The sequence below is a fragment of the Flavobacterium chuncheonense genome (assembly GCF_042686145.1).
Taxonomy (GTDB): Bacteria; Bacteroidota; Bacteroidia; order Flavobacteriales; family Flavobacteriaceae; genus Flavobacterium; species Flavobacterium chuncheonense.
The window spans coordinates 1-25,292 of sequence record NZ_JBHUPC010000004.1 but is presented as its reverse complement, the minus strand read 5'-3'; the positions used below and the strand labels follow the sequence as shown (position 1 = coordinate 25,292).

At 33.7% G+C, this 25,292-nt stretch carries 26 protein-coding genes and 1 other RNA gene; 17 read left to right on the top strand and 10 right to left on the bottom strand.

The features are described from left to right. Positions 1-9: 9 nt before the first annotated feature. Entirely contained in the window at positions 10-1,626 is a 1,617-nt protein-coding gene (locus tag ACFS5J_RS00165) for an ABC-F family ATP-binding cassette domain-containing protein (protein ID WP_379809864.1), read from the bottom strand. A 503-nt stretch (positions 1,627-2,129) separates the two neighbouring features. Here ACFS5J_RS00165 and ACFS5J_RS00160 point away from each other — a divergent pair. Next, positions 2,130-3,545: a TlpA family protein disulfide reductase gene (locus ACFS5J_RS00160; RefSeq protein WP_379809863.1), complete on the top strand. Its 1,416-nt coding sequence runs from the start codon at positions 2,130-2,132 to the stop codon at positions 3,543-3,545. Positions 3,546-3,614: 69 nt separating this feature from the next. On the opposite strand, the gene fsa is transcribed toward ACFS5J_RS00160, so the two are convergent. The 3 genes from fsa to ffs form a co-directional block, all read right to left on the bottom strand. Beyond that, positions 3,615-4,271 (bottom strand): fructose-6-phosphate aldolase, encoded by a 657-nt coding sequence (fsa, locus tag ACFS5J_RS00155; RefSeq protein WP_379809862.1) that lies wholly within the window; start codon positions 4,269-4,271, stop codon positions 3,615-3,617. Positions 4,272-4,355: 84 nt separating this feature from the next. After that, positions 4,356-5,159: an SDR family oxidoreductase gene (locus ACFS5J_RS00150; protein WP_379809861.1), complete on the bottom strand. Its 804-nt coding sequence runs from the start codon at positions 5,157-5,159 to the stop codon at positions 4,356-4,358. Positions 5,160-5,237: 78 nt separating this feature from the next. Next, positions 5,238-5,336, bottom strand: an RNA gene (gene ffs, locus ACFS5J_RS00145) — signal recognition particle sRNA small type. Positions 5,337-5,424: 88 nt separating this feature from the next. Here ffs and ACFS5J_RS00140 point away from each other — a divergent pair. Further along, entirely contained in the window at positions 5,425-6,501 is a 1,077-nt protein-coding gene (locus ACFS5J_RS00140) for a glutaminyl-peptide cyclotransferase (RefSeq protein ID WP_379809860.1), read from the top strand. Between the two features lie 43 nt (positions 6,502-6,544). Here the strand turns inward: ACFS5J_RS00140 and ACFS5J_RS00135 are convergent, their stop codons facing one another. The 5 genes from ACFS5J_RS00135 to dnaK all read right to left on the bottom strand — a co-directional run bounded on the left by ACFS5J_RS00135 (position 6,545) and on the right by dnaK (position 11,013). After that, complete coding sequence (locus tag ACFS5J_RS00135) at positions 6,545-7,018, bottom strand: hypothetical protein (RefSeq protein WP_379809859.1); 474 nt, start codon at positions 7,016-7,018, stop codon at positions 6,545-6,547. A gap of 515 nt (positions 7,019-7,533) precedes the next feature. Next, positions 7,534-7,794 carry a hypothetical protein gene (locus ACFS5J_RS00130; RefSeq protein WP_379809858.1) on the bottom strand — a complete coding sequence of 87 codons (261 nt, stop codon included), beginning with the start codon at positions 7,792-7,794 and terminating at the stop codon, positions 7,534-7,536. A gap of 3 nt (positions 7,795-7,797) precedes the next feature. Beyond that, the gene (locus tag ACFS5J_RS00125) at positions 7,798-8,034 is read right to left on the bottom strand and encodes a hypothetical protein (protein WP_379809857.1); all 237 of its coding nucleotides are present in this window, start codon (positions 8,032-8,034) and stop codon (positions 7,798-7,800) included. Between the two features lie 3 nt (positions 8,035-8,037). Further along, positions 8,038-8,988, bottom strand: coding sequence for an NAD(P)H-dependent flavin oxidoreductase (locus tag ACFS5J_RS00120; RefSeq protein ID WP_379809856.1), 951 nt, complete (start codon positions 8,986-8,988; stop codon positions 8,038-8,040). A 138-nt stretch (positions 8,989-9,126) separates the two neighbouring features. Next, positions 9,127-11,013, bottom strand: coding sequence for a molecular chaperone DnaK (dnaK, locus tag ACFS5J_RS00115; RefSeq protein ID WP_379809855.1), 1,887 nt, complete (start codon positions 11,011-11,013; stop codon positions 9,127-9,129). Between the two features lie 287 nt (positions 11,014-11,300). Here dnaK and ACFS5J_RS00110 point away from each other — a divergent pair, with 287 nt between their 5' ends. Together ACFS5J_RS00110 and ACFS5J_RS00105 are read left to right on the top strand one after the other, a co-directional pair. Next, positions 11,301-12,722: an L-serine ammonia-lyase gene (locus ACFS5J_RS00110; protein ID WP_379809854.1), complete on the top strand. Its 1,422-nt coding sequence runs from the start codon at positions 11,301-11,303 to the stop codon at positions 12,720-12,722. A 1-nt stretch (position 12,723) separates the two neighbouring features. Continuing rightward, the gene (locus tag ACFS5J_RS00105; RefSeq protein WP_379809853.1) at positions 12,724-13,089 is read left to right on the top strand and encodes a ribosomal maturation YjgA family protein; all 366 of its coding nucleotides are present in this window, start codon (positions 12,724-12,726) and stop codon (positions 13,087-13,089) included. 4 nt (positions 13,090-13,093) lie between these two features. On the opposite strand, the gene ACFS5J_RS00100 is transcribed toward ACFS5J_RS00105, so the two are convergent. Continuing rightward, positions 13,094-13,531: a nuclear transport factor 2 family protein gene (locus ACFS5J_RS00100; RefSeq protein ID WP_379809852.1), complete on the bottom strand. Its 438-nt coding sequence runs from the start codon at positions 13,529-13,531 to the stop codon at positions 13,094-13,096. Positions 13,532-13,591: 60 nt separating this feature from the next. Between ACFS5J_RS00100 and panB the strand changes: the two genes are divergently transcribed. The 13 genes from panB (at position 13,592) to ACFS5J_RS00035 (ending at position 25,061) form a co-directional block, all read left to right on the top strand. Beyond that, positions 13,592-14,410 (top strand): 3-methyl-2-oxobutanoate hydroxymethyltransferase, encoded by an 819-nt coding sequence (panB, locus tag ACFS5J_RS00095; RefSeq protein WP_379809851.1) that lies wholly within the window; start codon positions 13,592-13,594, stop codon positions 14,408-14,410. A 37-nt stretch (positions 14,411-14,447) separates the two neighbouring features. Continuing rightward, on the top strand, positions 14,448-15,137 hold the full coding sequence (locus ACFS5J_RS00090) for an RluA family pseudouridine synthase (RefSeq protein ID WP_379809850.1): 690 nt from the start codon (positions 14,448-14,450) through the stop codon (positions 15,135-15,137). 182 nt (positions 15,138-15,319) lie between these two features. Beyond that, positions 15,320-16,666 carry a DUF5723 family protein gene (locus tag ACFS5J_RS00085; protein ID WP_379809849.1) on the top strand — a complete coding sequence of 449 codons (1,347 nt, stop codon included), beginning with the start codon at positions 15,320-15,322 and terminating at the stop codon, positions 16,664-16,666. A 104-nt stretch (positions 16,667-16,770) separates the two neighbouring features. Continuing rightward, the gene (gene ypfJ / locus ACFS5J_RS00080) at positions 16,771-17,628 is read left to right on the top strand and encodes a KPN_02809 family neutral zinc metallopeptidase (RefSeq protein WP_379809848.1); all 858 of its coding nucleotides are present in this window, start codon (positions 16,771-16,773) and stop codon (positions 17,626-17,628) included. 285 nt (positions 17,629-17,913) lie between these two features. Beyond that, a complete protein-coding gene (locus ACFS5J_RS00075) occupies positions 17,914-18,324 on the top strand; it encodes a DUF1398 domain-containing protein (protein WP_379809847.1) in 411 nt (136 codons plus the stop codon). A 159-nt stretch (positions 18,325-18,483) separates the two neighbouring features. Further along, positions 18,484-20,214, top strand: coding sequence for a tyrosine-type recombinase/integrase (locus ACFS5J_RS00070; protein WP_379809846.1), 1,731 nt, complete (start codon positions 18,484-18,486; stop codon positions 20,212-20,214). Positions 20,215-20,298: 84 nt separating this feature from the next. Next, positions 20,299-20,637, top strand: a complete 339-nt coding sequence (locus ACFS5J_RS00065) for a hypothetical protein (protein ID WP_379809845.1) — start codon at positions 20,299-20,301, stop codon at positions 20,635-20,637. A 170-nt stretch (positions 20,638-20,807) separates the two neighbouring features. Beyond that, complete coding sequence (locus ACFS5J_RS00060; protein WP_379809844.1) at positions 20,808-21,755, top strand: alpha/beta hydrolase; 948 nt, start codon at positions 20,808-20,810, stop codon at positions 21,753-21,755. Positions 21,756-21,986: 231 nt separating this feature from the next. Beyond that, positions 21,987-22,532, top strand: a complete 546-nt coding sequence (locus tag ACFS5J_RS00055; RefSeq protein WP_379809842.1) for a dihydrofolate reductase family protein — start codon at positions 21,987-21,989, stop codon at positions 22,530-22,532. 174 nt (positions 22,533-22,706) lie between these two features. Next, entirely contained in the window at positions 22,707-23,135 is a 429-nt protein-coding gene (locus ACFS5J_RS00050) for a hypothetical protein (RefSeq protein ID WP_379809841.1), read from the top strand. A 283-nt stretch (positions 23,136-23,418) separates the two neighbouring features. Further along, positions 23,419-23,748 (top strand): hypothetical protein, encoded by a 330-nt coding sequence (locus ACFS5J_RS00045; protein ID WP_379809840.1) that lies wholly within the window; start codon positions 23,419-23,421, stop codon positions 23,746-23,748. Between the two features lies 1 nt (position 23,749). Next, positions 23,750-24,064: a hypothetical protein gene (locus ACFS5J_RS00040; protein ID WP_379809839.1), complete on the top strand. Its 315-nt coding sequence runs from the start codon at positions 23,750-23,752 to the stop codon at positions 24,062-24,064. Between the two features lie 100 nt (positions 24,065-24,164). After that, entirely contained in the window at positions 24,165-25,061 is an 897-nt protein-coding gene (locus ACFS5J_RS00035; protein ID WP_379809838.1) for a hypothetical protein, read from the top strand. Positions 25,062-25,292 lie beyond the last annotated feature (231 nt).

Sequence of the window (25,292 nt, the reverse complement as noted above, 5' to 3'; positions counted from 1 at the left end):
TTTTTATGATTATGCGTACATTTTTTTACGCAATTCTTTAATCTTATCGTCTTCCAAATATTCATCAAACGTCATATAACGATCGATAACCCCATTCGGGGTAATTTCTAAAATTCTATTGGCAACAGTTTGCGCAAACTCGTGGTCATGCGTTGTAAACAATACAGAACCTTTAAAGTTTTTTAACGAGTTGTTGAATGCAGTAATCGATTCAAGATCCAAGTGGTTTGTTGGCTCATCTAGCATTAAAACATTGGCTCTGATCATCATCATACGCGACAACATACAACGTACTTTTTCTCCTCCAGATAAAACATTACATTTTTTCAAAGCTTCTTCTCCAGAAAAAATCATTTTCCCTAAGAAACCACGAACGTATACTTCATCACGTTCTTCCTCAGTTTTAGCCCATTGACGTAACCAATCCACTAAGTTTAAATCCGATTTAAAGAAATCATGATTATCTGCTGGTAAATACGATTGTGTAGTAGTAACTCCCCAGTCAAATTTACCTGAATCTGGCTCTACGTTTCCATTTAAAATTTCATAAAAAGCAGTAGTCGCACGAGAATCTCTAGAGAATACCACTACTTTATCACCTTTGGCCATGTTTAAATCCACATCCTTAAACAAAACTTCACCATCAATTGAAGCGCTTAAATTCTGTACATTTAAAATTTGATCTCCTGCTTCTCTTTCAGTTTCAAAAATAATCGCTGGGTATCTACGGCTAGAAGGTTTAATTTCATCTAAATTTAATTTGTCAATCATTTTTTTACGCGATGTTGCTTGTTTTGATTTCGCAACGTTGGCACTAAAACGACGGATAAACTCTTCTAATTCAGCTTTTTTCTCTTCTGCTTTTTTGTTTTGTTGTGCACGTTGTTTAGCTGCTAATTGACTTGATTCGTACCAAAATGTATAGTTACCCGAAAAATGATTAATTTTTCCAAAATCAATATCCGAAACGTGAGTACAAACCGCATCTAAGAAGTGACGGTCATGCGATACAACTAATACTGTATTTTCATAATTTGCCAAAAAGTTTTCCAACCACCCGATAGTTTCAAAATCCAAGTCGTTGGTAGGCTCATCCATGATTAATACATCTGGATTACCAAATAAAGCTTGTGCTAATAACACACGTACTTTAAGTTTTCCTTCTAATTCACTCATTAAGGTATAATGATACTCTGAAGAAATCCCTAAGTTTGACAACATTGCTCCTGCATCAGAATCCGCATTCCAACCATTCATTTCATCAAATTGCAATTGCAATTCTCCAATTCTATCCGCATTTTCATCACTATAGTCGGCATATAATGCATCCATTTCCGATTTGACAGCATGCAATACTTTATTTCCCATTAAAACGGTTTCCAAAACGGTATATTCATCAAACATATTATGGTTCTGGTTTAAAACCGACATACGTTTTCCTGGCTCAAGAATAACACGCCCTGAAGTTGGATCGATTTCTCCTGCTAATATTTTTAAGAAAGTAGATTTTCCAGCACCATTAGCTCCAATGATTCCGTAGCAGTTTCCTTGTGTAAAGGTTACATTAACTTCGTCGAATAAAACACGTTTGCCAAATTGTACTGATAAATTTGAAACTGTTAACATTGTTGTATTTTTTTATAAAATTGTTGCAAAAGTAATCATTACTATTCAGTTATTGGTAGTCTAAAATTAGTTTTTTAATTGATTTTCTTTATTCACATTATAAATTGTTTGATTTTTTTGTATTCCGCATAATTATCTTGACTGATTCGGTGTTTTTAAAAGTCAAATTACCTTTAATAGAAGGCTTTATTTTTATAACATATATCCATTTTTTAGTATTACAAAATATCCGTTTATTTGTTTCGACAAAAGTCAGGTTACAGTATGGATTAGGTTTAAAAACTGTTTTATTAAATTTATTTTCTATATATTACGATTTCATTAGTTAAGAATTTAATTAATAAAAAATCAAAATTATATTTTAAAAAACAACACTTTTAAAACTTAACTATCTCATATTAAAAAACTTGTATAATTTACATTTCCTATAAGTTTAATTTAACTGTCTATTAACAAGGTCTTTAATATTTTACTGATATTTTTGTTTATGAAATTAGAATTAAATGATGTTTAAAAATTACCTACTATACTTATTACCCCTATCCATCGCTTCACTATTTTCACTGAATTCCTGTGAAAAAGTTTTTGAACCCGATAATTATGTGGCATATTTTGGAGGAGAGATTATAAATCCACAAGAAAATTATGTGTTGTTTTTAAAAGATGATACCATAATTGACACTTTGTTTCTGGATGAAAATAATCGTTTTTTACACAAGTTTGATTCTTTAACCCCTGGTTTATATACTTTTCGTCACAATCCTGAATACCAGTATGTGTATTTCGACAAAAATGATAGTTTAATGATACGTTTAAATGCGTATGATTTTGATAACTCTTTAGCTTTTTGCGGTCGTGGCGATGAAAAAAACAACTTTTTAATTGACTTGTTTCTAAAAAATGAAGAAAGTAAAGCTCAACTTTACGACATTCTAGAAAAACCGCAAGATCAATTTATCACTTCAATTGATTCAAGTTTTAACAAAGCCAAATCCTTTTATTTAAAGCGAAAAGCGCAGATAGGTTGGTCTGAAGATTTTGATAATGTAGCACAGGCTAGTTTAAACTTTAATTATTACTATAAAAAAGAACTTTACCCTTATGCTCATAAGTACAAAACTGGAGAATGTATCTTAAAAAAATTGCCCGATAATTTTTATTCGTATCGTAACAATATCAATTATAACGATAATAATTTAGCCAACTTTTCTCCATTTGTAAAATATGTAACCGTAATGCTAAACAACATTACTTATAAAAACTGCAAAGGAGAACACTTCGATGAAATGTCATTGGACAATAATATTGCAAAACTGAACATTGTTGATACATTAATTGAAAATCAAAAAATTAAAAATATCGTTTTGAATAACGTTGCTTATATGTACTTATTAGAAGATCAAAATATGTACAACAACAAAAAATTCATAGACCGATATTTAGAACTTTCAACTGATAAAGAACAACAACAAGAAGTAAGTCAAATTTACAATTCGGTTCAAAACTTAAAAATAGGCAATCCATTACCTAAAATTTCACTAATTGACTCTTTATCCAATCCAATAGATATTGCGGATTTAACGCACAACAAACGTACAGTAGTGTTCTTTTGGACTTCACATGCCGATTCACATTTACGCATTTCACATAAAAAAATACAAGCTATTCAATTACAGCATCCCGAGTTAAATTTTGTTGCGGTTAATATTAACGATACAAAAGATACTTGGATGCACGAATTAAAAAAATACAATTTTAAAGGTGTAACTGAATTACACGCAAATGATTTTGAAGAAATTAAAAAACAATGGGTGATTACCAAAATACATCGTACCATTCTCTTAAATCCTGATGGAACAATTGAAAATGCCTTTGCTAATCTATTCGACATCCATTTTGAAAAAAGTTTAAATCAATAGTTTTTATTGGATTACAATAAATAAAAAAGGGAACGTTATTAGCGTTCCCTTTTTTAATATAATCTGGTATTATTTGTTTCCTTTCTCAAAATCGGCTATAAATTGCGCCAATCCACTATCTGTTAATGGATGTTTTAACAAACCTAGAATTGAAGATAAAGGACCTGTCATTACATCAGCACCAATTTTAGCACAATTGACAACGTGCATTGTATGACGCACTGATGCAGCTAAAATTTGTGTTTCAAAAGCATAGTTATCATAAATCAAACGGATTTCGTCAATTAAATTCAAACCATCTGTTGAAATATCATCAAGTCTTCCTAAAAATGGAGAACAATAAGTAGCTCCTGCTTTTGCAGCTAATAAAGCTTGCCCAGCAGAAAAAATTAACGTTACATTGGTTTTAATTCCTCTTTCAGAAAAGTATTTACACGCTTTAATTCCATCTTTTGTCATAGGAATTTTAACTACAATTTGCTCGTGTAATTCCGCTAACTCCTCACCTTCTTTAACCATTCCCTCAAAATCAGTAGCATTTACTTCAGCACTTACATCTCCATCTACCAAATTACAAATGTCTACATAATGCTTTAAAATGTTGTTTTTACCTGTAATACCCTCTTTAGCCATTAAAGAAGGATTTGTTGTCACACCATCTAAAACACCCAAAGCTTGTGCTTCTTTAATTTGCTCTAAATTAGCTGTATCGATAAAAAATTTCATATCGTTTTTATTTAAATATTAATGTGTTGTTTTGCCTTACAAAATTACAAATTTCAATTGCAATAAATGAATTCGTTAACGGTTTTATAACTTATAATGATTCATTAGCATTTTTTCATACATCGTATCAGGTAAAATACGTTTTAATACGATGGAAAACTTTTGCAAAAATGCCCCAACTTTATAATGCACTTTTGGTTTTGAAGATTGAATGATTTTATAAACCGCGTCAGCCATATCCATAGGATTGCTTCCACTGTCTACATGTTCATTCATCATGTCCAATGTCATTCCATACGTTTTCTTGTAAGCTGAATTTTCCAAAACAGGAGCATGATAACGACCCGCTGCAATATTGGTTGCAAAATCACCAGGAGCGACATTTGTAATTGTAATACCAAAAGGTTTAACCTCCATGCGAATAGCTTCTGTAATCAATTCTAAAGCCCCTTTTGAAGCCGAATAGATTCCTCGGAACGGTAATCCCATATAACCTGCAATCGAGGTCACATTTATAATTAAACCTGATTTTTGTTCACGCATATACGGCAATACCGCTTTCATTACCTCAATAGGACCGAAAACATTCGTTTCAAAATTATTTTTAATTTCTTCGGTAGGGATTTCTTCAATTGGACCTGTAATTCCTACTCCCGCATTGTTTAATACAACATCGATTTTACCTGCTTTTTTTATAACATCAGCTACCGCTGTGTGGATACTCTCTACATTGCGCACATCTAAAGCAACTAAAGGGATTTTTGAATTGGGATATCGTTCTGGATTACGACTTGTTCCGTAAACCTCAAAACCTTTGGCTAACAAAAATTCACCAATTGCTTTACCAATGCCTGATGAAGCACCAGTTATAAAAATAACTTTATCCATTAAAATGTAAAATTTAGTGTTGCGAAGGTAAGTAACTTTTGGGTATAAAAAAATCCCCAGAAATGGAGATTAAGAAAAAAATGGCAAGCGACCTACATCGCACCGCTACAACCGCTTACCCTTGCTGCGTTCCCACCCTGGGGGATTCTGCAGGAGCTGGTCGTGTAGGACTTGCCGATGCAAATATACAAACATTTTATATTTTTGCAAGACAATTGCACCTTTAAAAAATCGTTGTATATTGTACTTTCAAAAAAAAACAAGCATGACACAAATTAAGCTACTCGCTTTCATAACATTAGGATTTTTAATTAATGCCTGTGAAGGCGAAAAAAAAATTGAAAAAAATATTTTTTCTATCGATACAAGCAATCTAAAACAGGTTTATCACTTAAATGACACTGTTAATTTGCTATTAAAAAACGACAAAAACAAAACAATCGACTCCATTGTCTATTATGTAAATGATAAAAATGTTGGAACCGTAACCGGCAATTCTAAGTTGTCAGTTGTTTTGGATCAACAAAAATTAGGGTATCAAAAAATTAAAGCACTTGCTTTTTATAACGGAACATCATCTGAAGCGGAGACTAATTTTACTATCGCATCTAGTATTGAACCAAAGCTTTTAACATTCAAAATTGTAAACACTTACCCACATGATATTAAAGCCTACACTCAAGGATTCGAATTTTATCGCGATACTTTGTTTGAAGGAACTGGAAATGGTGCTGGAAACGGAACAGGTACAAGAGGAATGTCTAGTTTACGTAAGAACAATTATAAAACGGGGGAAGTTGCCAAAAAAATTGAATTGGCACCGATGTACTTTGGAGAAGGAATAACTATTCTTAACAATAAAGTCTATCAATTAACCTACAAACACAAAGAGGGTTATGTTTACGATGCCGATACTTTTGAAAAATTAAAAACCTTTAAATATTTTGATGGTATGCAAGAAGGTTGGGGAATGACAAACGATGGAACCAATCTATATGTAAGTGATGGAACTGAAAAAATTTATATTGTAAACCCTGAAACATTCGAACCTATTGATTACATCAATGTATATACACAACATGCTAAAATTGAATCGGTAAATGAATTGGAATGGATTGATGGTAAAATTTGGGCAAACATCTACACTAAAGATGCAATTGCTATTATCAATCCTAAAAACGGTGAAGTGGAAAGTGTATTAAATTGTGCTGCTTTACGCAAGGAAGTAACCAATCATCCCGATTTGGATTTTTTCAACGGTATAGCGTATAATCCAAAAACCAAAACTGTATTTGTTACCGGTAAAAACTGGGATAAAGTTTTTGAAATTACAGTTGAATAACAAAAAAAGCCGAGTTAACTCGGCTTTTTTTATGTATTTTATGCTATTGTAGGTGTACTTTATAAATTTTAGTTAACCACTTATCGGCCAGACTAACTTCGTTACCAATTATAAAATTTATAGCATCCTTTTGAAAAAAAGGAATCGATATTTCAGTGGTTCTCTCTTTTAAAGTAAAATCCAAAAATAAACATTCAATGGCATCACGATCTTGATGTTTTGAGTTTTTATGAAATTCTTTTCTTACTTTACAATTAGAGATATTTTGAATTTCTATGTTAACACTCTCGTTTTCCTTTTTATTCAAAAAAAGAACCTCATTAACTGTTAGAGCAATAATTGATGAATTTGAATTCCAAACTTCATATTCTAAGACTTTTGAACTGTTAGGAAACTCCATTTTTAATTCGTTAATCAAGTTCTCACTTGCTTTATTTGTACTTCTATTTATTAAATATATAGGTAATATGGTTAGCATTATAAATACCAAGCCCATTAAGGCACTAGATAAATCCATGTCTTTTATTATTAAGTTTTTTTATTAATTATTTTATTCGAAAAAACTAAAAAACCTACCAGAACTGGTGAAAAGGGAAGATTATTTTTAATAAATTGGATTCCCCTACTAAGATAAATGAACCCGAGATAATTGTTGATAGAATTTTTAACAACGAATAACTATCAAGATTATTCTGAAAAGAATGAAATGTAAATTTAGAATTATATTTTCCGGAATTCTTTTGAAAAATTAAAGAATCGATAAAACTAAAATGATTTTCAACAGTAAGCAGTATAGCTTTATCGTTCTGTTTTAAACAACTTTTTTGTAAAGTATATACAGACGAATCTTCAACTTTATTTACTGTACTGCTATTACTGTATGAAGTAAGAATTAATACTGCAAAAAAGCCGATTAAAAACGTAAAAAAAGTATTCCTATTTTTTCTAAAGTCTGACATTTCGAAACAAAAGTAAAAAACTGATCGTTTGTTTCTGTTAATTTTATAATAATCTTGAAAAATTACTTTTTCACTATTTTTTCTGTATGTAATGCTCTTTCGAACTGATGTAAAGCACTTTATCCAATTCTGAAAAGACAACATTTTCATTATTGTTTATAAAAAGTTTTTTGGTGTGATTCACTTCATTCTCTACCGCTACCTTATGTTTAATTTCCTCTATTTCTTCGGCAGAGAATTCAAAAACAGCAAAGGCATTTTTATACGCTGGTCTTTTAAATTTGATTTCTGTGGCTTTATCCCAAACTACATAATCTTTGCCTAAAATTTGCATCAACTAAATCATGTAAATAGGGTCTATAGCGGAAAACAAGCTGCCTCCAAACATAGATCCTACATAATTGCGATTTTTATCTGTTAATGGAATTTTAATTTTTACAATATGTATGTCTTCTGAGACAAACGTAATTCTTCCACAACTCCTTCTATACATAGGTAAAAGATTAAACATTACTCTAAACAACGTTGCCTTTGAAATATAGCGACTCCAAAAAGTAAAAAGCCTATCGTACATTTTTTAGTTAATAAATTTTGCCACGATATCTTTAACTGGTAAAATAGCATTTGTATCTTCAATACTTGGTCCCGCTACCCATACTGTTTTATAGGTAACTTGTGTTGCTGCTTTTTCCGTGGCTTTCATTCCAATGTAAAAACGCACCATTTTCACCCACTTTTTAAGCGATTTATTTTTATTTAGTATACGTTCTAGCCATGATTGTCTTGTTCCTACTTTTTGAACATAGGGTGTATTGATTACCGTACATGGTGTTCCTGAAATTCTTTCGGTCATTACAATATCTTTGGCTCCATACTGCACACAAGCTTGCTTGTATTCGTCTGAAACACCTGATTCTATTGATGCAATAAATGGGCTACCTACTGAAACTCCTACAGCTCCATAACCTAACATTTTATCTAAATCTTGCTTATTCCCTACTCCACCCGCTGAAATAACTGGTAAAGATGTTTTCTCGTTTAATTCTTCAATTAATTCTTTAGGGCTTATGTTTCCTCTGTGCCCTCCAGCTTGATTGTTTACAGCAACTAAAGCATCTGCACCAAGACTTTCTACTTTTTTAGCAAAAGACAAATCGGTTACATCACAAAATACCTTAATACCTACTTTATGGGCTTCTTGTATTGTTTCTGCTGGACTTCCTAATGAGGTTAAAATAAAATCTACTTTTTCCTCACATAAAATGCGCAATTGCTCTTTATACTTAACGTTTGATTTGTTTACAATTAAATTGAACCCAAAACTCCCCCCTTCTACTTTCGCCGCTTTTAATTCCTGAATAGCTGCCTTTAATTCTTCTAGAGTTCTATAATTTAATGCTGGTATACAACCCGCAATACCGCATTTCATCCCTTCAATAACCATTTTAGTATTGGAAACCAAAAACATGGGTGCCATGATAATCGGATGTTTTATATATAATAATGATGTAAGACTTTCTTTGCTCATTTTTGTGTGTTTGATTTATTCAAATATATAAAAAAAATAGTATGCATGCATATTAATTTAAACCTAAATGAAATCTAAAATACAAAAAAAGAGGTTGACCAAAGGCCAACCTCTCCAAGTGTTATTGAATATCAAAAATTATTTCACTTCTTCAAAATCTACATCTTGTGTTTGATCACCTGATGCGTCTGCTTGTGGTTGTGCTTCTTGTGCACCACCTTCAGCTTGTGCTTTGTACATTTCTTCTGAAGCATTTTTCCAAGCTTCATTGATTTTGTCTAAAGCTGGTTGAATTGTATCTACATCTCTAGTTTCGTAAGCTGCTTTTAATTCATTTAATGCACCTTCAATAGCTGATTTGTTTCCTTCCGATAATTTTTCACCAAACTCACCTAATTGTTTCTCAGTTTGGAAAATCATAGAATCTGCTTCGTTTAATTTATCCGCAACTTCTTTCGCTTTTTTATCCGCTTCAGCATTCATTTCAGCATCTTTCTTCATTCTTTCGATTTCTTCTGGAGTTAAACCTGAAGAAGCCTCGATACGAATATCATGAGATTTACCGGTTCCTTTATCTGTAGCTGATACTTTGATGATACCATTAGCATCGATGTCGAAAGTTACTTCAATTTGAGGAACTCCTCTTGGTGCTGGTGGAATACCATCTAAGTGGAAACGTCCAATTGTTTTATTATCGCTAGCCATTGGTCTTTCTCCTTGTAATACATGGATTTCTACCGATGGTTGGTTATCTGCTGCTGTAGAGAATACTTGCGATTTTTTAGTTGGGATTGTTGTATTTGCTTCAATCAATTTTGTCATTACACTTCCCATAGTTTCAATACCTAATGAAAGAGGCGTAACGTCTAACAACAATACATCTTTAACATCTCCTGATAATACACCTCCTTGAATAGCTGCTCCGATTGCTACTACTTCATCAGGGTTTACACCTTTTGATGGTTTTTTACCGAAGAATTTCTCTACTTGTTCTTGGATAACTGGGATACGAGTTGAACCTCCTACTAAGATTACTTCATCAATATCAGATGTTGATAATCCAGCATCTTTTAATGCTTTAGCAACTGGCTCCATTGAACGTTTAACTAAACTTTCTGCTAATTGTTCGAATTTAGAACGCGTTAATGTTTGTACCAAGTGTTTTGGTCCTGTAGCCGTAGCGGTTACATATGGTAAGTTAATTTCTGTTTGAGCAGATGCCGACAATTCAATTTTAGCTTTTTCAGCTGCTTCTTTCAAACGTTGTAACGCCATAGGGTCTTTACGTAAGTCAATACCTTCAGCACTGTTGAATTCGTTTGCCAACCAGTCGATGATTACTTGGTCAAAATCGTCACCTCCTAAGTGTGTATCTCCGTTAGTAGACAATACTTCAAAAACGCCATCCCCTAATTCAAGGATAGAAATATCAAATGTACCTCCACCTAAATCGTAAACTGCGATTTTTTGATCTTTACCTTGTTTGTCTAATCCGTAAGCCAAAGCTGCTGCTGTAGGCTCGTTGATGATACGCATAACTTCTAATCCAGCAATTTGACCTGCTTCTTTAGTTGCTTGACGTTGCGCATCGTTAAAATATGCAGGAACTGTAATAACCGCTTGTGTTACAGTTGTTCCTAAATAATCTTCAGCCGTTTTCTTCATTTTTTGAAGTGTCATTGCTGATAATTCTTGTGGCGTATACAAACGACCATCAATATCTACACGAGGAGTATCGTTATCCCCTTTTACTACTTTATATGCTACGTTACCCGCTTCTTTTGCACTTTCAGAGAATTTATTTCCCATGAATCGTTTGATAGAAGCAATCGTTTTTGTAGGGTTTGTTACTGCTTGTCTTTTTGCAGGGTCTCCTACTTTAATTTCACCACCTTCAACAAATGCAATTACTGACGGTGTAGTTCTTTTCCCTTCTGCATTCGCGATTACAACAGGTTCTCCACCTTCCATAACCGAAACACAAGAATTGGTTGTACCTAAATCGATTCCAATAATTTTACTCATAATACTAATCTTAATTTATTTTGTGTTTTTTATTTCGTTTTATCAACTTGCTAACGTTTAAGTCAAGTATTGTGCCAATAGAAAAAAAGATACGAAATGACATAAATCTGTCAATTCCTTACCAAAATCAACTGACAAGATGACATTTTACTTCATTAGTAGTTTGCGTTTCATAACTAACATTAGGTTTCAAATTTGTGAGTTCAATTGAATAATTCTTAAAAATTTTAGTTGATGAAATAAATTTCAATTTCTACCCCTATCTTTGTAACATTAATTTACTTTTTATGGAATGTATTTCTGTTTTTGATATGTTAAAAATTGGTGTTGGACCTTCCAGTTCTCACACTTTGGGGCCTTGGCGTGCCGCAGAAAAGTTTTTAATTGAATTACGTGAACAAAACCTTATTGATTCTATTAACCGTGTTCAAATAGACTTATATGGTTCACTTTCGTTAACTGGAAAAGGGCATGCAACCGATTTAGCCGTTATGTTAGGTTTGAGCGGTGCCGATCCAGAGTACATCCCTGTTGAGAGTATTGATGTTATTATTTCTGCTATCAAAAACAAAAAAGAAATCTTTTTGGGTAACGAAATCATCATTCCATTTAATATTGACACTGATATTGTTTTCAATCGCGAATTTTTACCGTTTCACTCTAATGGTATAAAATTTACTGCCATAACATCAACTAAAACTTATGAATCTGTATTCTATTCCATAGGTGGTGGTTTTGTAGTAAAAGAAAACACAGTAGAAAATACTGAAAATGAAGACATCAAATGTGCTTTTCCCTTTCCTGTTGATAAGGCTGCAGAATTGTTAGCGTATTGTCAGAAAGAAAACAAAAAAGTATGGGAGATTGTGTATGAAAATGAAAAGTCAATGCGCAGTGAAGAAGAAATCCACAATGAATTGCTACGCATTTGGGATACTATGCTCGAATGTATGTATATTGGATGTCATACTGAAGGTACGTTGCCGGGAGGATTAAATGTCCGCAGAAGAGCCTATGACATGCACAAAAACTTAATCGGTGTATTGCCATATGATAATCCTTATTCCTGGATGCAAATTATCCGTCAGACCGAAGTAAAGTTCCGTCAAATATTGAAATGGGTAAGCTGTTTTGCTTTGGCTGTAAATGAGGTCAACGCCTCTTTGGGACGTGTTGTTACTGCACCTACCAATGGAAGTGCTGGTGTAATCCCTGCGGTTTTAATGTACTATTTGGTCATTGAGAACCACGAAGCCAACGAAGAACAAATCAAGCAATTCTTAATGACAGCTGGCGAAATAGGCAGTATCTTCAAAAAAGGTGCTACAATTAGTGCAGCTATGGGCGGTTGTCAGGCTGAAATTGGTGTATCAAGTGCAATGGCAGCAGCGGCTTTATGTGAAGTTATGGGGGGTACTCCAGAACAAGTTATGGTAGCTGCAGAAATTGCAATGGAACACCATTTAGGTTTAACATGTGACCCAATTGGAGGATTGGTGCAAGTGCCATGTATTGAACGTAATACTATGGGAGCTATTAAAGCGATTAATGCAGCTGAATTGGCTTTAGAAACTGATGCTAAAAACGCAAAAGTACCCTTGGATAAAGTAGTCAATACGATGTGGGAAACGGCTAAAGATATGAATACTAAATATAAAGAAACTTCGGAAGGTGGTTTGGCCATTGCTGTTAACCTAGCCGATTGTTAAGATGATTACAAAACAGCGAATTGCTTATTTGACAATTACTTTTGGAGTCATGTTGCTGGGGTTACTTTCCCGTAAAGTTGCAATAGTTCCTTTAGCAGTTGGCGATTTACTTTATGCTGTTTTTATCTATTTTGGTTTCCGATTTTTATTTTACAAACACTATAACACTACCCAAACAGCTTGTTTGGGTTTGTTGTTTTGTTACTTGATTGAATACTCGCAATTATTGGATTTTCCTTTATTACAACAATTGCGTCAGTATGCTATTGTTAGAACTATTATTGGGCAGGGCTTTTTATGGACCGATATCCTTGCTTATACTTTGGGAACGCTTTTGGCTTATTATGCTGACAAGAAGTTAAACTAGTGTACTACTTTTTATTACGCGTATCAATAATATTAATGATTCTCCATCCTTTATCATCTTTAAATAAAGTAAAAGAATTTACACCAGTGTGGCTTAATTTATCATTTACGTAAAACTCATAGGGTGTCCAAACGTGAGCTAATGCTTCATCTACTTGTACATTATAACTAAGAAGTCGTTCTTCGAATTTAACGGTATCTGGTATCGTTGCGATTGCTTTTAAAAAACCTCTATATTCTTCATTTACCAGTTTATCCACTCCTCCCTTTAACTTCATAATAGATTGTAGTGTAATATCTGGGTGACAAATTGTTTTTAAAGCGATAGTATCTTGTTTGTGAAAAGCTTTGAAAAATGTTTCTACTACTGCTTTAGGTTTATCATTTTGGGCAAACACTACAGTTGAACTCATTAAAATGATGCTAAAAAGTAAATTCTTCATGTTTTGTGTTTTTTAATAAGTAGATAAAAACTAATTTTGTTACATAAAATTGAAATCGACATGTCAGTAGCTAAAAAAGATTACAAACGCATTACCACTAAAACGTTAATTGAAATGAAGGAAAATGGAGAGAAGATCTCCATGTTAACAGCTTACGATTATACGATGGCTAAAATTGTTGATGCTTCAGGAGTTGATGTCATTTTAGTGGGCGATTCTGCAAGTAATGTAATGGCTGGACATGAAACTACTTTACCCATCACACTAGACCAAATGATTTACCATGCTTCGTCGGTAGTTCGTGCTGCGCAACGTGCTTTGGTTGTGGTAGATTTACCATTTGGTAGTTATCAATCCGATCCAAAAGAGGCATTACGTTCTTCAATTCGGATTATGAAAGAAAGTGGTGGTCACGCGGTAAAATTAGAAGGTGGTAAAGAAATTAAAGAAAGTATTAAACGCATTTTAAATGCTGGTATACCTGTAATGGGGCATTTGGGTTTAACCCCGCAATCTATTTATAAATTTGGTACTTATACTGTTCGTGCTAAAGAAGATGCTGAGGCGGAAAAATTAATTGAAGATGCTAAAATGTTGGAACGTATAGGGTGTTTTGCCTTAGTATTAGAAAAAATACCTGCTGCGTTAGCCAAAAAGGTAGCAGAGAGCATTTCTATTCCAGTTATTGGCATTGGTGCAGGTAGCGGTGTTGACGGACAAGTATTGGTTTTACACGATATGATAGGAATGACGCATGAGTTTAGTCCGCGTTTTTTACGTCGTTACATGAACTTATACGAAGACATGACGGCAGCTATCGGTCAGTATGTTGATGATGTTAAAACCGTTGATTTTCCAAATGCTGAAGAACAATATTAATTCAAATTTGAAAATTACCTAATTTGAAAATTTGATAATGAAAATACTGTCAAATAAAGAAAATCTACAAGTACTACACGAGGACAACCATATCATTGTGGTGAACAAACGCGTAGGCGATATTGTTCAAGGCGATAAAACAGGTGACGCTCCACTTAGTGATATTGTAAAAGATTATATCAAAGAAAAATATAACAAACCAGGAGCCGTTTTTTTGGGAGTGGTGCACCGTTTGGACCGTCCTACAACGGGTATCGTTGTTTTTGCCAAAACATCTAAAGCACTTACTCGGCTGAACGATTCGTTTAAAAATAGAGAAACTCAAAAAACCTATTGGGCTGTTGTAAAAAATGCACCGCCCAAAACCCACGATGTTTTGGTTCATTTTTTGAAACGCAATTCTAAAAATAATACTTCAAAAGCGCATTTGAAAGAAGTTCCGGATAGTAAAAAAGCGAGTTTGGATTATACCGTAATTAAAAAACTCGATCATTATTTTGCTTTGGAAATCAACCTGCATACCGGTAGACACCATCAAATAAGAGCACAATTGGCTGCGATTGGTTGCCCAATCAAAGGGGATTTGAAATACGGTTTCAATAGAAGCAATCCAGATGGTGGCATTCATTTACATGCCCGAAAATTAGTTTTGGAACACCCTGTAACCAAAGAAATGTTAACCATAGTAGCTCCTACTCCATCTGATGTTATTTGGGATTTAGTATAATTCGAAGTTTTGTTTAAAGCATCCCAACTTCCTTTTTTACTCTAAGTAGTAATTCTTAAATAATAGCGCATTTTACAACAATAGTGTTAAAATAAAATTAGTATATGTAAAGTTGCACGGGATTTTTAAATTCAATATATTAAGCCCATACAAAATTCAAAACAACTAAAATTACTAAAACCATGAAAAACACGCTGTTAACACTATGCTGTTTGGCTACAATATACAGTTTTGGACAAGAACATTTCTCCGGTATTAACATTTCAAAGCGAAACGGACTATTAAATGCAACCGTTAATCCAGCGGAATTAACCAATATGACATCTAAATATGAGATTAATGCTTTTGCATTTAGTGCCAATGTTTCCAATAATAAAATTAGTATAGGCGATGTTTTAAATGGCGATAATGTAGAAGATAAAATCTTTACAGGTTCAGAGCCCGTAAATTTACGCTTGGATGCTATTGTTCAAGGTCCTGGTTTTGGAATGCGCTATAAAAAATGGGGATTTGCAGTAACCTCTGCTGGAAATATCAAAAGTAATGCTATCGATGTTGATGTTAACTTTGGTAATGCATTAACCAATTCCCTAATCAGTTCTTCTCAAATAAATTCCAATTACAACCAACGTATGAATGCCATGACATGGGGCGAAATTGGTTTATCAGCTGCACGCGACATTTTTGAAAACGAGATGCATAAATTCAGTGCAGGGGCTACTTTTAAAATGTTATTTCCAGGTTCGTATATGAACTTAGGGGTTGATCGTTTGAATGGTACCGTTACTAATGTTTTAGGTGATGTGTATTTATCAAATGCGTATGCAAGTGTAAACATTGCTTATTCTGGAAACTTAGCTAATGATTATAGTGATAGTTCTAACTATAGTAAATTATTTGCTGGTGGTTTAAATGGTTATGCCGTAGACTTTGGTGTTAATTATCAATGGAAAGGTGACAGCAATGATGATACTGATTATGCTGCAAACTATAAATTAAATGCTGGTGCTTCGGTACGTAACTTAGGGTCTATGAAGTTTAAAGACGACAATAACAACGATACCGATTATACTTTAGAAATTCAAGGTTTGGAAAGTTTGAACTTGAACCAATTTGAAGATACGAATAGTATTACCGATATAGAACAAACCTTATTGGATAGTGGTTATTTGACTAAAAACACTTCAAATAACGATTTTAAGGTAACATTACCAACTGTTTTGAATGCGTATGTTGATTACAACTTGTACAATAAATGGTATATCTCTGGGTATTTGCAACAAAAAATTTCAGATGATACACAAAATGATTTTTCTACAATTCAAAATATAGTAACCTTAACCCCTCGTTTTGCGGGTAAAAATTATGAAATTTATGTACCCTTCTCGCAAAATGAAGTTTCTGATTTTACTACTGGATTTGGTTTTCGATTAGCAGGTTTCTTCATGGGATCTGGTTCTGCCATAACTGCTTTACTTAACGATTCCAAACAAGCCGACTTTTACATGGGCTACCGTGTTGGCTTCTAAAATTTAAAGTTTGTAGTAATTCAATACCCTAAAGTTTATACAAAGGATACCTCAAAACAGTATCCATTTTTTATTATATTTGGGTAATTCAAAAATCATAAAATATGAAATGGCAAGGAAGAAGACAAAGTGATAACGTAGAAGACCGCAGGGGAAAATCATCTGGTAGTAAGGTAATTGCTGGTGGTGGATTAATTGCTATAGTGTTTTTCTTGGTTAAAATGTTTATTCCCGAAAGTGCTCCTATAGTGGATACTATTCAATCGCAAGTGAATCAAAGTCAAACTACTGAACAAGTAGAAGAAAGACCCTTAACTGCTGAAGAAATTGAATTGGGTGAATTTGCTGCAACTGTTTTGGCAGACACCGAAGACAATTGGCAAAAAATATTTACTGAAAACGGCTTGGGGACTTATAAAAAACCTACAATGGTTTTGTTTACCGATGCAGTGGAAACCGCTTGTGGTGGAGCCAGTTCCGCTTCTGGACCCTTTTACTGTCCGGCTGATCAAAAAGTGTATATGGATTTGACCTTTTTTGAAGAACTGCGTACTCGTTTTGGTGCACAAGGCGGCGACTTTGCTATTGCCTATGTAATTGCTCACGAGGTAGGTCATCACGTGCAAACCCTATTGGGAACTTCTGCTAAAGTGCGCCAAGCCCAGCAAGGGAGAAGTAAGGCCGAAGCCAATCGTTTGTCGGTATGCTTGGAATTACAAGCTGATTTTTATGCCGGTTTATGGGCCCATTACAATCAAAAATACTTAGAAGTTGGCGATATTGAAGAAGCATTGGATGCTGCACATGCTGTAGGTGACGATGCCATACAATCGAAAATGCAAGGTCATGTAGTACCTGACTCTTTCACACATGGTACATCGGCACAGCGCATGAAATGGTTTAAAAGAGGTTATGAAACCGGTGATATGCAATTGCATGACACTTTTGCCGAAGAGTTGTAATATTTAAAATTTTCACTTTTCGATACTACATTTTTCATTGGATATGTACGAGGAATTTGTGTTGAGTATGACGTTCAATTGCATTGTTTTTCCATTCCTTTATTAGCCTTAGTTTTGCGCTTATTTTTACTGTTTTAATTTCATGCACTATCTATGCTTTATCTATGCACCATCCATGACTCTAAAAACTAGGCTGAATTTTAAATTCGTTTTTATAATCATTTCATAACTTTTACATCTTTAAATCAATTACTTTTATTATTACATCCCTTTAAAATTTATACTATGCATTCTGAAAATACAACCTTTACCATGGAGCAAATTTATACGGCTTTTGGGCGTGTAAAAAGTGGCGCAGACTTTCCACAATTTGTTCAAGATTTGAAAACTATTGGGGTGACCTACTATGATACCTATGTTGCAGATGGTCGTACAAGTTATTATGGAAGTGGTACTTTTAAACTTGATAGCGCTGCCAAATATCCTGCTCTTCCCATTACTGCTATTGCGTCTTCTGAACAATTGCGTCACGCTATTACCATCCACCAGCAAGGCCAAACGGATTATCCTACTTTTTGCCTTCAAGCCGCTCAAGCGGGAGTTGTTAAATGGCGTACTCATATGCAAGAAATGACAGTAACCTATTTTGACCAACAGGATAACCCGTTACTTGTTGAACCCATACCACAACCGTAATACCGTTGACAATAGCTGCAAATGGAATTGGATCCAAAACAATTACAATTTATAATAATCAGGAAACGCAACAAAAACACAATCTTCTCATTTAAAGTTACTTATTGTAAATAATCAGAATTTTTCATAACTTTAGGCTTCTATTAAACGCCAAACATTATGACTATTCGCCTTGAGAAAATATGGCATCGCAATGCTTACCATATTGGATTGTATTTTGATTATAAAAAAGACACCGTTAAAGCTGTAAAGACTTTTGGAGCGGTGTATAGTGCAACCTTGAATTGTTGGTATTTTCCTTATGACAAAGGATGGTATCAAAAATTTCGGACTGCTTTTCAAAACGAAACAATAGTCATTGCTCCTTCAAAAGCACAGGTGGCCGACCGTAACCGTCGTGCACTTCCACCCATAGTTGGCAACAACGCCCTTCAGTTGACACCAGAATTGGTTCAACCTGAACATAAGCCTGAACATCATTGGGCTGCAACACTTCGCTTTACCGTATTGGACCCTGTGGGTCGCTACTGGGTTTTTAAAATGCATTATCATCATGAAATCTCGAGGCAATTATTGCGTATAAAAGGCGTATTTTGGCACAAAACCCAAAAGGTATATTTTGCCAAGAGAATCCCTTTGGTCCAACAAAAAATAGAAGCTTTGTTGGAACAAAAAGGTTTGTTACCCGATACTTATTACTTTAAGGACACCATGCCTTTGAAAGGTTGGATTGTCTTAAAAGCTCATGCTGAAGATGTGCGCTGGATGCAAGTGTATTTGCCTGAGCATTTTGCTTTGCGCGAACAGATCAAACGCTTTTCAATGGTGCGCTATAGCAAGACTTTGGGTTGTTTTTTATTGCCTGCAGCCCCTCAAATTTTGGAAACTTTGGTACTTCATTTTGAAAGTTATGGTGTGCAACTCGATAATCAGTTGCCTGAACACTATTTGAAAAAGCAACATTTACCCAATAGAAAACGCTTTTTTCTGGAAAAAGCCAAACAACAGGTATTGGCTATTATTCCGGACAAAGCAACACCACTGGTTTCCGAATATGTAGATATGCTTTTGGCGATGAATTACAGCGAGTCGACTTTAAGAACCTATACACAGTCTTTTATTACTTTTTTGCGCCATTTTGATTTTGAACGACCGGAACAGTTGGAACACCGTGAAATTGTAAAATATTTGGGCGATTTGATGTTACGAGGTTTATCGGCTACAAGTGGTCATTCCTTAGTTAACGCCTTACATTTTTATTACAGAAACATCTTAAAACGTAGTGATGTAGCTTTTGTACTACCGCGACCGAAAAAGGAGAAAAAGTTACCGATTGTATTTACGATGGACGAATGCTTGCAAATTTTCAGGGTGGTTGACAATCCAAAACACAAACTATTGCTGCTAGTGGGCTATGGTTCTGGCTTGCGCGTGAGTGAAATTGTACATTTAAAATGGGAAGATATTTATTTTGAAGAGCAAAAAATACACATAAAAAATGCCAAGGGTAAAAAAGATCGCATGGTGATGCTACCCTACTCTATTTCGCAATTTTTGACTAATTATTCCAAATTGTATCAAAAAGGGACTTATGTTTTTGAAGGGCAATTTGCAGGAGAACCTTATAGTACCAACAGTGTGCAAGCTGTGATGCGCAATGCTATGAAAAAAGCGGGATTGAGCAAAAAAGGAACGGTACACAGTTTACGTCATAGTTTTGCTACCCATTTGCTTGAGGGAGGCACTGATATCCGCTACATTCAATTGTTATTGGGGCATACCAATATTAAAACGACGATGGTATATACCCATGTGAGAAATGAGGCGCGGGATAAGATTATGAGTCCACTGGATAAAATTATTGATATGAATAAAAAGATCGATTCTTAAAATAGCAAAAAGTTATATATATTTGAAGATATTTACTAGTTAACGGAAAGCGTAAAAAACGAGACGTGAAAACATAATGAAACTATGGAATCTAGGCTTATTTATGAATCTGATAAAACTTATTTAAACAAAATTCAATGGATAATTGCTAAAAATAATACTGAAAGCGAATGGTGTTATTTGAATCCGAAAACTTTAAATGAAAACCATATTGAAGCGATAATTATTTCAAAACTTCCTGGGAAAAAATTTTACTTTGTAACTAATAGAAAGGAATCGTTAGAACTCAATAAAGCTCAACTTGTTTCAAAAATTAAAAGTTTATATGGAAAAACTGAATTTAAAATTTGGGACGAAAACTTCCGAAATGTCATTGAATTTAAATTGGAAATTTATCGAGAAGGAACAAACGCCAGCCGTTAACAGCAATTATAAGTAATGGCGAGTTATGGCAACCTTCCGAATTTTCTCCGAAAATTCAAAAGTTTGCGGTATATTTGAATTGGCTTGGTTTTGGCTTGTCGCCACTACTTATAGCCGCGGACCGTTAGCTGTCACCCTAGGAACGACCCGAAACAAACAACATTCACACATTGAATAGACAAAGAAAAATAGTAAGACGAGTAATTTGGACATTGACAATTGGATTTATACTAATGAATACTGTTGCGTTTTTTCATGCTTACAAATTCACACATTTTGTAACAGAAAAAGTGGCAAAGACAAAAAGTCCTGAAAAATTGAATTCGTTTGACAAATTTAAAACGTTGCTATTTGGAGTAAATAATCCAAGACCGACAAACAAAGAAAAACCAGATAGATATAAGACTGTTAAATTACAAAGTAATAAAAAAATTGACTGTTGGTATTTAGAAGGAACAGACAGTTCAAAAGGAACAGTTATTTTATTTCACGGTTACAGTGGAGAAAAATCTTCAATGTTAGACAAAGCCGAAGAATTTGAGAAACTGAATTACAACGTTTTACTTGTAGATTTTATGGGAAGTGGTGGTTCGGAGGGTAATCAAACTACATTAGGTTATAAAGAAGCAGAGGAAGTGAAAACCACGTTTGACTATTTGACCCATAAAGGAGAAAAGAATATATACTTATTCGGAACTTCAATGGGTTCAGTAGCTATTATGAAAGCAATTTCCGACTACGACTTAAAACCAAAGGGAATTATCATTGAATGTCCATTTGGTTCTATGTATCAGACGACTTGTGCAAGATTCAAAATAATGAATGCACCAACCTTTCCGATGGCAGGACTTTTAGTTTTTTGGGGTGGTTTTCAGAATAACTTTTGGGCATTAGGACACAATCCAACAGAATACGCAAAGAAAATAAATTGTCCGACACTTTTACTTTATGGAGAAAAGGATAAAAATGTCAGTCGACAAGAAATAGACGAAATTTATAAAAACTTAAACGGAACAAAAGAACTGAAAACTTACGAACTTGCAGGACATGAAAACTACTTACTGAAATATAAAGAGCAATGGACAAAAGACATAAACGAATTTCTAACACCAAAATAAAAAGGGCGAACAGCTAACAAGGGTTTTGCGTCAGGCGGGCTGAAGTGCAAAATTCAACAGTAGTTTTTCAATTAAACTTTAGTAATAATATCAGCTTTTGTGCTTCGATTTTCCGCCCGAACGCAAAGCCCAGAAACGTTGGCGGTCATTGTATGGAGTATAAACCAAAAGTTTAGAGGTTAAATAAAACAGTTTAGAATATCAAAATAAAAATAGACGATAACGGAATAAATGAAGAATATAATTTTAGACTTAGCTGTAACTTTAGATGGTTTTATTGAAGGTCCAGACGGAGAAATTGATTGGTGCATTATGGATGATGAGATGGATTTTGACGGTTTCTTATCTACCATTGATACCATTTTTTATGGCAGAGTAAGCTATGACAGTTGGGGAAACTTCCAACCTAATGAGGATGTAAGTGAGACGGAAAAAAAACTATGGAAAGGAGTACATTCTAAGAAAAAATATGTGTTCTCACGTCAAAATATACAAGACGGCAGAGCAACCTTCTTAAATTCAGACATAGAAGACAAAGTAGGTGAAATAAAAAAAGAAGGGGGTAAAGACATTTGGCTTTATGGAGGTGCAAGTCTAATTAAAGCATTTATTAAACTTGGACTTGTAGACACGTATCGTATTTCAGTTCATCCAATAGCATTGGGGAGTGGAAAACCATTGTTTGAAGACTTAAAGAATAGATTAAATTTAAAATTGATAAAAACTAATACCTTCAAATCAGGGGTTGTGCAATTAATTTACAAACCGATAAAATAAACGAACCGCCAACACTGCATATAGCTTATGGCGGGTGAACTTCTACCAGCAAGGTTTTTGCTCCGTAGCAAGCATTGGTTATGGGGGACATGAAGGTACTTCGAAACCGCCACAAGCCATATACTTAACGTTGTGCGTCATAGTTTTGAAAATCGTTTTTTATTAAGAAATCTTATGATTAAAATTCATGCATTATTGATTTTATTTCTTTTTACTTTTTCAAGTTGTAAAAAACGAAATTTTATTGTGCTTAAACCCGAAAATGATACAATCGATATAAAACGCTTTGTTCTAAATCGTCATAAAAATCCAAATGGATATGTTGAAAATTATTATATCGAACTTGACGATTATACCAAAATTAAAAAACAATTTGTTCCAGAATTTGAGATAATAATCGAAGATAGTATCTACAGTGCTAAAGGAGTTAAACTTCACTTTTCAAGAGACATAATTTCAAAAGATTTTTTCTTTGCATATCATAATAAAACGAAACTTATATGTTTAGATACAATTGACAAAAAGGAAATGATTAATATTAGTCAACGATATTCTAAAAATGATAGGCTTCATTGGATTAAAAAAGAAATAATTTTGGATTAGTATTTTTTGAAATTAGTCTACTTTAAAAGTTTATGTTGTCTCTTTGACTTAAACTTATGTAAATTTCTTCCATGTCAACCTAAATTAAAATACTACAACGCACAACAGCAGTTATAAGTCATGGCTCGTTAAGGCAATCTTCTGAATTTTTCCCAAAAATTCAAAAGTTTGCGGTATATTTGAAATGGCTTGGTTTTGGCTCGGCGCCACTACTTATAGCCGCGGACCGTTGTAGGGCATTTAAAGAAAACAAACATTGAGCAAGAAACTTAAATATGGAATTTTGACGATTGGACTGTTAATTCTAATCGGATTTGCTCTCAAAGGAAAAGTTACACACGAAAAGTTTGACTCTGAAAAATGGAAAAATTGGACGGAATCAGAAACTGAATGGTCGTTAAGATGGGATATGATGAATAGTTTGAGAAATAACTATGACCTGAAAAGAATGTCCAAGAACGAGATTTTAAAATTACTCGGAGAACCAGAATCAAAAGCCGAAAATGAATTTGGTTATTATCTTGGCTCTTCAAAGCGTGGAATTAATACTGGACGACTGACAATTAAATTTGATAATAATAAAGTAACCGACTTTTCAGTTTGGGACGGATAAAATGAAAAGATATTTGACCATAAAAAACATTTTAATCGCAGTTGGAATAGTTATTCTGGACTTGGCAATATACTTTATTCTTGCTCTATTGCTAATGGATTATGACGATTTCTATGATGAGAGCAAAGGCGAATATTGGAGTTTAGAAAGTATGACCTTTTGGCAAAAAGTGAATTACATTGGTTTTAATATTTGGCAAATTATTAACCTAATCGCGATTGTCTACATTATTTATCGAATCGTAAAAGAAATAAAAAAACGCCCTACAACAACGGCTATAAACAATTGGGGCGAAAGTGATAAAACGAAACAATAAATATAAAACAAAGGTCAGTGCTAAACTGAAAATTAAGGCGTAAAACCCCCAACTGTTCATAGCCGAGACCGTTGTGTGCAATTAGAAAAACAAGAACTTAATGAGTAAATATCATCTAAAATGTAATTTTAAAGAAAAACTAATTGAAATAGATATTAGCCGATTTTTCGGCGGTTTTTTAGATAAATCATTTACACCATATTTTTTACAAGATAGTAATGAACCTTTAACAGGTGCTGATTTAGAAAGTAATTTTGATGTTCTACCAGTTTATATGCAAGTTAAAGTTTCTGAAGGATTGAAAACTATAACTAAACAACCTGGATCCAAAAGAAAGAATAGAAGTAAATTAGAAGATATTAGAGAATTCCGAGACACATTGAATTTAGATTATGCAGATGACTATTTTTTGTTTTTCTCATTAAGAAAAATGGCTAAAAATGCTATTGATTTTCAGCATAATATTCTAATGTCTTATACGAATACCGGTTTTTCACACGCATTCTATGTTGCACCACTGTCTATAGACAAAAAGGAATATGAAAAAAGTTTATTCAATAGAAATAATTACATTCATACAAGTCCTTTTTATTTTCATCGCTATGAACTGAGAGATATAAATTGGACATCTCATTTTGGGTTTATTCCATTTCTAAGAAATCATATTTCCATAATTCCACATACTAAAGTTAATACACACGAACATTCATACGCTTACTCAAAGAGCGGAATAGATGTTACTTGGCACTCACCTGAATATATCAGCAACGAACCTTCAAGGTTATCAGACACAATGGGATATATTTTTCAAAATTTTGAACAGAGAAAAGAAAATATAAACATCAAACAATTGGCTAATAGATTAAGAGAAATGCCAATAATGCAAAAAACTGATTTTAACTCTGATAACCCTTGGGAAATTGTAAGAACGCACGGAAACATTCTTGCAAAAGATTATAATATTAAACAACTAATATTTTTAAAACAGAAAAAATAACTGCACACAACAATGGCTATAAGTAATTGCTCGTTCTCGCCTACTTCTGAAAATCCTCGCGGATTTTCAGCTTGGTGTGTACTTGCAAAGTTATGTGCTAAACCACGCAACTACTCATAGCCAAGACCGTTGTAACTAATTTTAAAACAAACCTCTTACTTAAAATGAGAACAGTCGAAGAAATCAGAGCAAATTATAAAAAATTTACTGATTCAAAAATTGAAGATTTAG

What these genes read in the sequence shown, in the direction of transcription:
- ACFS5J_RS00165 (WP_379809864.1), bottom strand. Translation starts at nt 1,626, where the DNA reads ATGTTAACAGTTTCAAATTTATCAGTACAATTTGGCAAACGTGTTTTA.
- ACFS5J_RS00160 (WP_379809863.1), top strand. Translation starts at nt 2,130, where the DNA reads ATGATGTTTAAAAATTACCTACTATACTTATTACCCCTATCCATCGCT.
- fsa (WP_379809862.1), bottom strand. Translation starts at nt 4,271, where the DNA reads ATGAAATTTTTTATCGATACAGCTAATTTAGAGCAAATTAAAGAAGCA.
- ACFS5J_RS00150 (WP_379809861.1), bottom strand. Translation starts at nt 5,159, where the DNA reads ATGGATAAAGTTATTTTTATAACTGGTGCTTCATCAGGCATTGGTAAA.
- ACFS5J_RS00140 (WP_379809860.1), top strand. Translation starts at nt 5,425, where the DNA reads ATGACACAAATTAAGCTACTCGCTTTCATAACATTAGGATTTTTAATT.
- ACFS5J_RS00135 (WP_379809859.1), bottom strand. Translation starts at nt 7,018, where the DNA reads ATGGATTTATCTAGTGCCTTAATGGGCTTGGTATTTATAATGCTAACC.
- ACFS5J_RS00130 (WP_379809858.1), bottom strand. Translation starts at nt 7,794, where the DNA reads ATGCAAATTTTAGGCAAAGATTATGTAGTTTGGGATAAAGCCACAGAA.
- ACFS5J_RS00125 (WP_379809857.1), bottom strand. Translation starts at nt 8,034, where the DNA reads ATGTACGATAGGCTTTTTACTTTTTGGAGTCGCTATATTTCAAAGGCA.
- ACFS5J_RS00120 (WP_379809856.1), bottom strand. Translation starts at nt 8,988, where the DNA reads ATGAGCAAAGAAAGTCTTACATCATTATTATATATAAAACATCCGATT.
- dnaK (WP_379809855.1), bottom strand. Translation starts at nt 11,013, where the DNA reads ATGAGTAAAATTATTGGAATCGATTTAGGTACAACCAATTCTTGTGTT.
- ACFS5J_RS00110 (WP_379809854.1), top strand. Translation starts at nt 11,301, where the DNA reads ATGGAATGTATTTCTGTTTTTGATATGTTAAAAATTGGTGTTGGACCT.
- ACFS5J_RS00105 (WP_379809853.1), top strand. Translation starts at nt 12,724, where the DNA reads ATGATTACAAAACAGCGAATTGCTTATTTGACAATTACTTTTGGAGTC.
- ACFS5J_RS00100 (WP_379809852.1), bottom strand. Translation starts at nt 13,531, where the DNA reads ATGAAGAATTTACTTTTTAGCATCATTTTAATGAGTTCAACTGTAGTG.
- panB (WP_379809851.1), top strand. Translation starts at nt 13,592, where the DNA reads ATGTCAGTAGCTAAAAAAGATTACAAACGCATTACCACTAAAACGTTA.
- ACFS5J_RS00090 (WP_379809850.1), top strand. Translation starts at nt 14,448, where the DNA reads ATGAAAATACTGTCAAATAAAGAAAATCTACAAGTACTACACGAGGAC.
- ACFS5J_RS00085 (WP_379809849.1), top strand. Translation starts at nt 15,320, where the DNA reads ATGAAAAACACGCTGTTAACACTATGCTGTTTGGCTACAATATACAGT.
- ypfJ (WP_379809848.1), top strand. Translation starts at nt 16,771, where the DNA reads ATGAAATGGCAAGGAAGAAGACAAAGTGATAACGTAGAAGACCGCAGG.
- ACFS5J_RS00075 (WP_379809847.1), top strand. Translation starts at nt 17,914, where the DNA reads ATGCATTCTGAAAATACAACCTTTACCATGGAGCAAATTTATACGGCT.
- ACFS5J_RS00070 (WP_379809846.1), top strand. Translation starts at nt 18,484, where the DNA reads ATGACTATTCGCCTTGAGAAAATATGGCATCGCAATGCTTACCATATT.
- ACFS5J_RS00065 (WP_379809845.1), top strand. Translation starts at nt 20,299, where the DNA reads ATGGAATCTAGGCTTATTTATGAATCTGATAAAACTTATTTAAACAAA.
- ACFS5J_RS00055 (WP_379809842.1), top strand. Translation starts at nt 21,987, where the DNA reads ATGAAGAATATAATTTTAGACTTAGCTGTAACTTTAGATGGTTTTATT.
- ACFS5J_RS00050 (WP_379809841.1), top strand. Translation starts at nt 22,707, where the DNA reads ATGATTAAAATTCATGCATTATTGATTTTATTTCTTTTTACTTTTTCA.
- ACFS5J_RS00040 (WP_379809839.1), top strand. Translation starts at nt 23,750, where the DNA reads ATGAAAAGATATTTGACCATAAAAAACATTTTAATCGCAGTTGGAATA.
- ACFS5J_RS00035 (WP_379809838.1), top strand. Translation starts at nt 24,165, where the DNA reads ATGAGTAAATATCATCTAAAATGTAATTTTAAAGAAAAACTAATTGAA.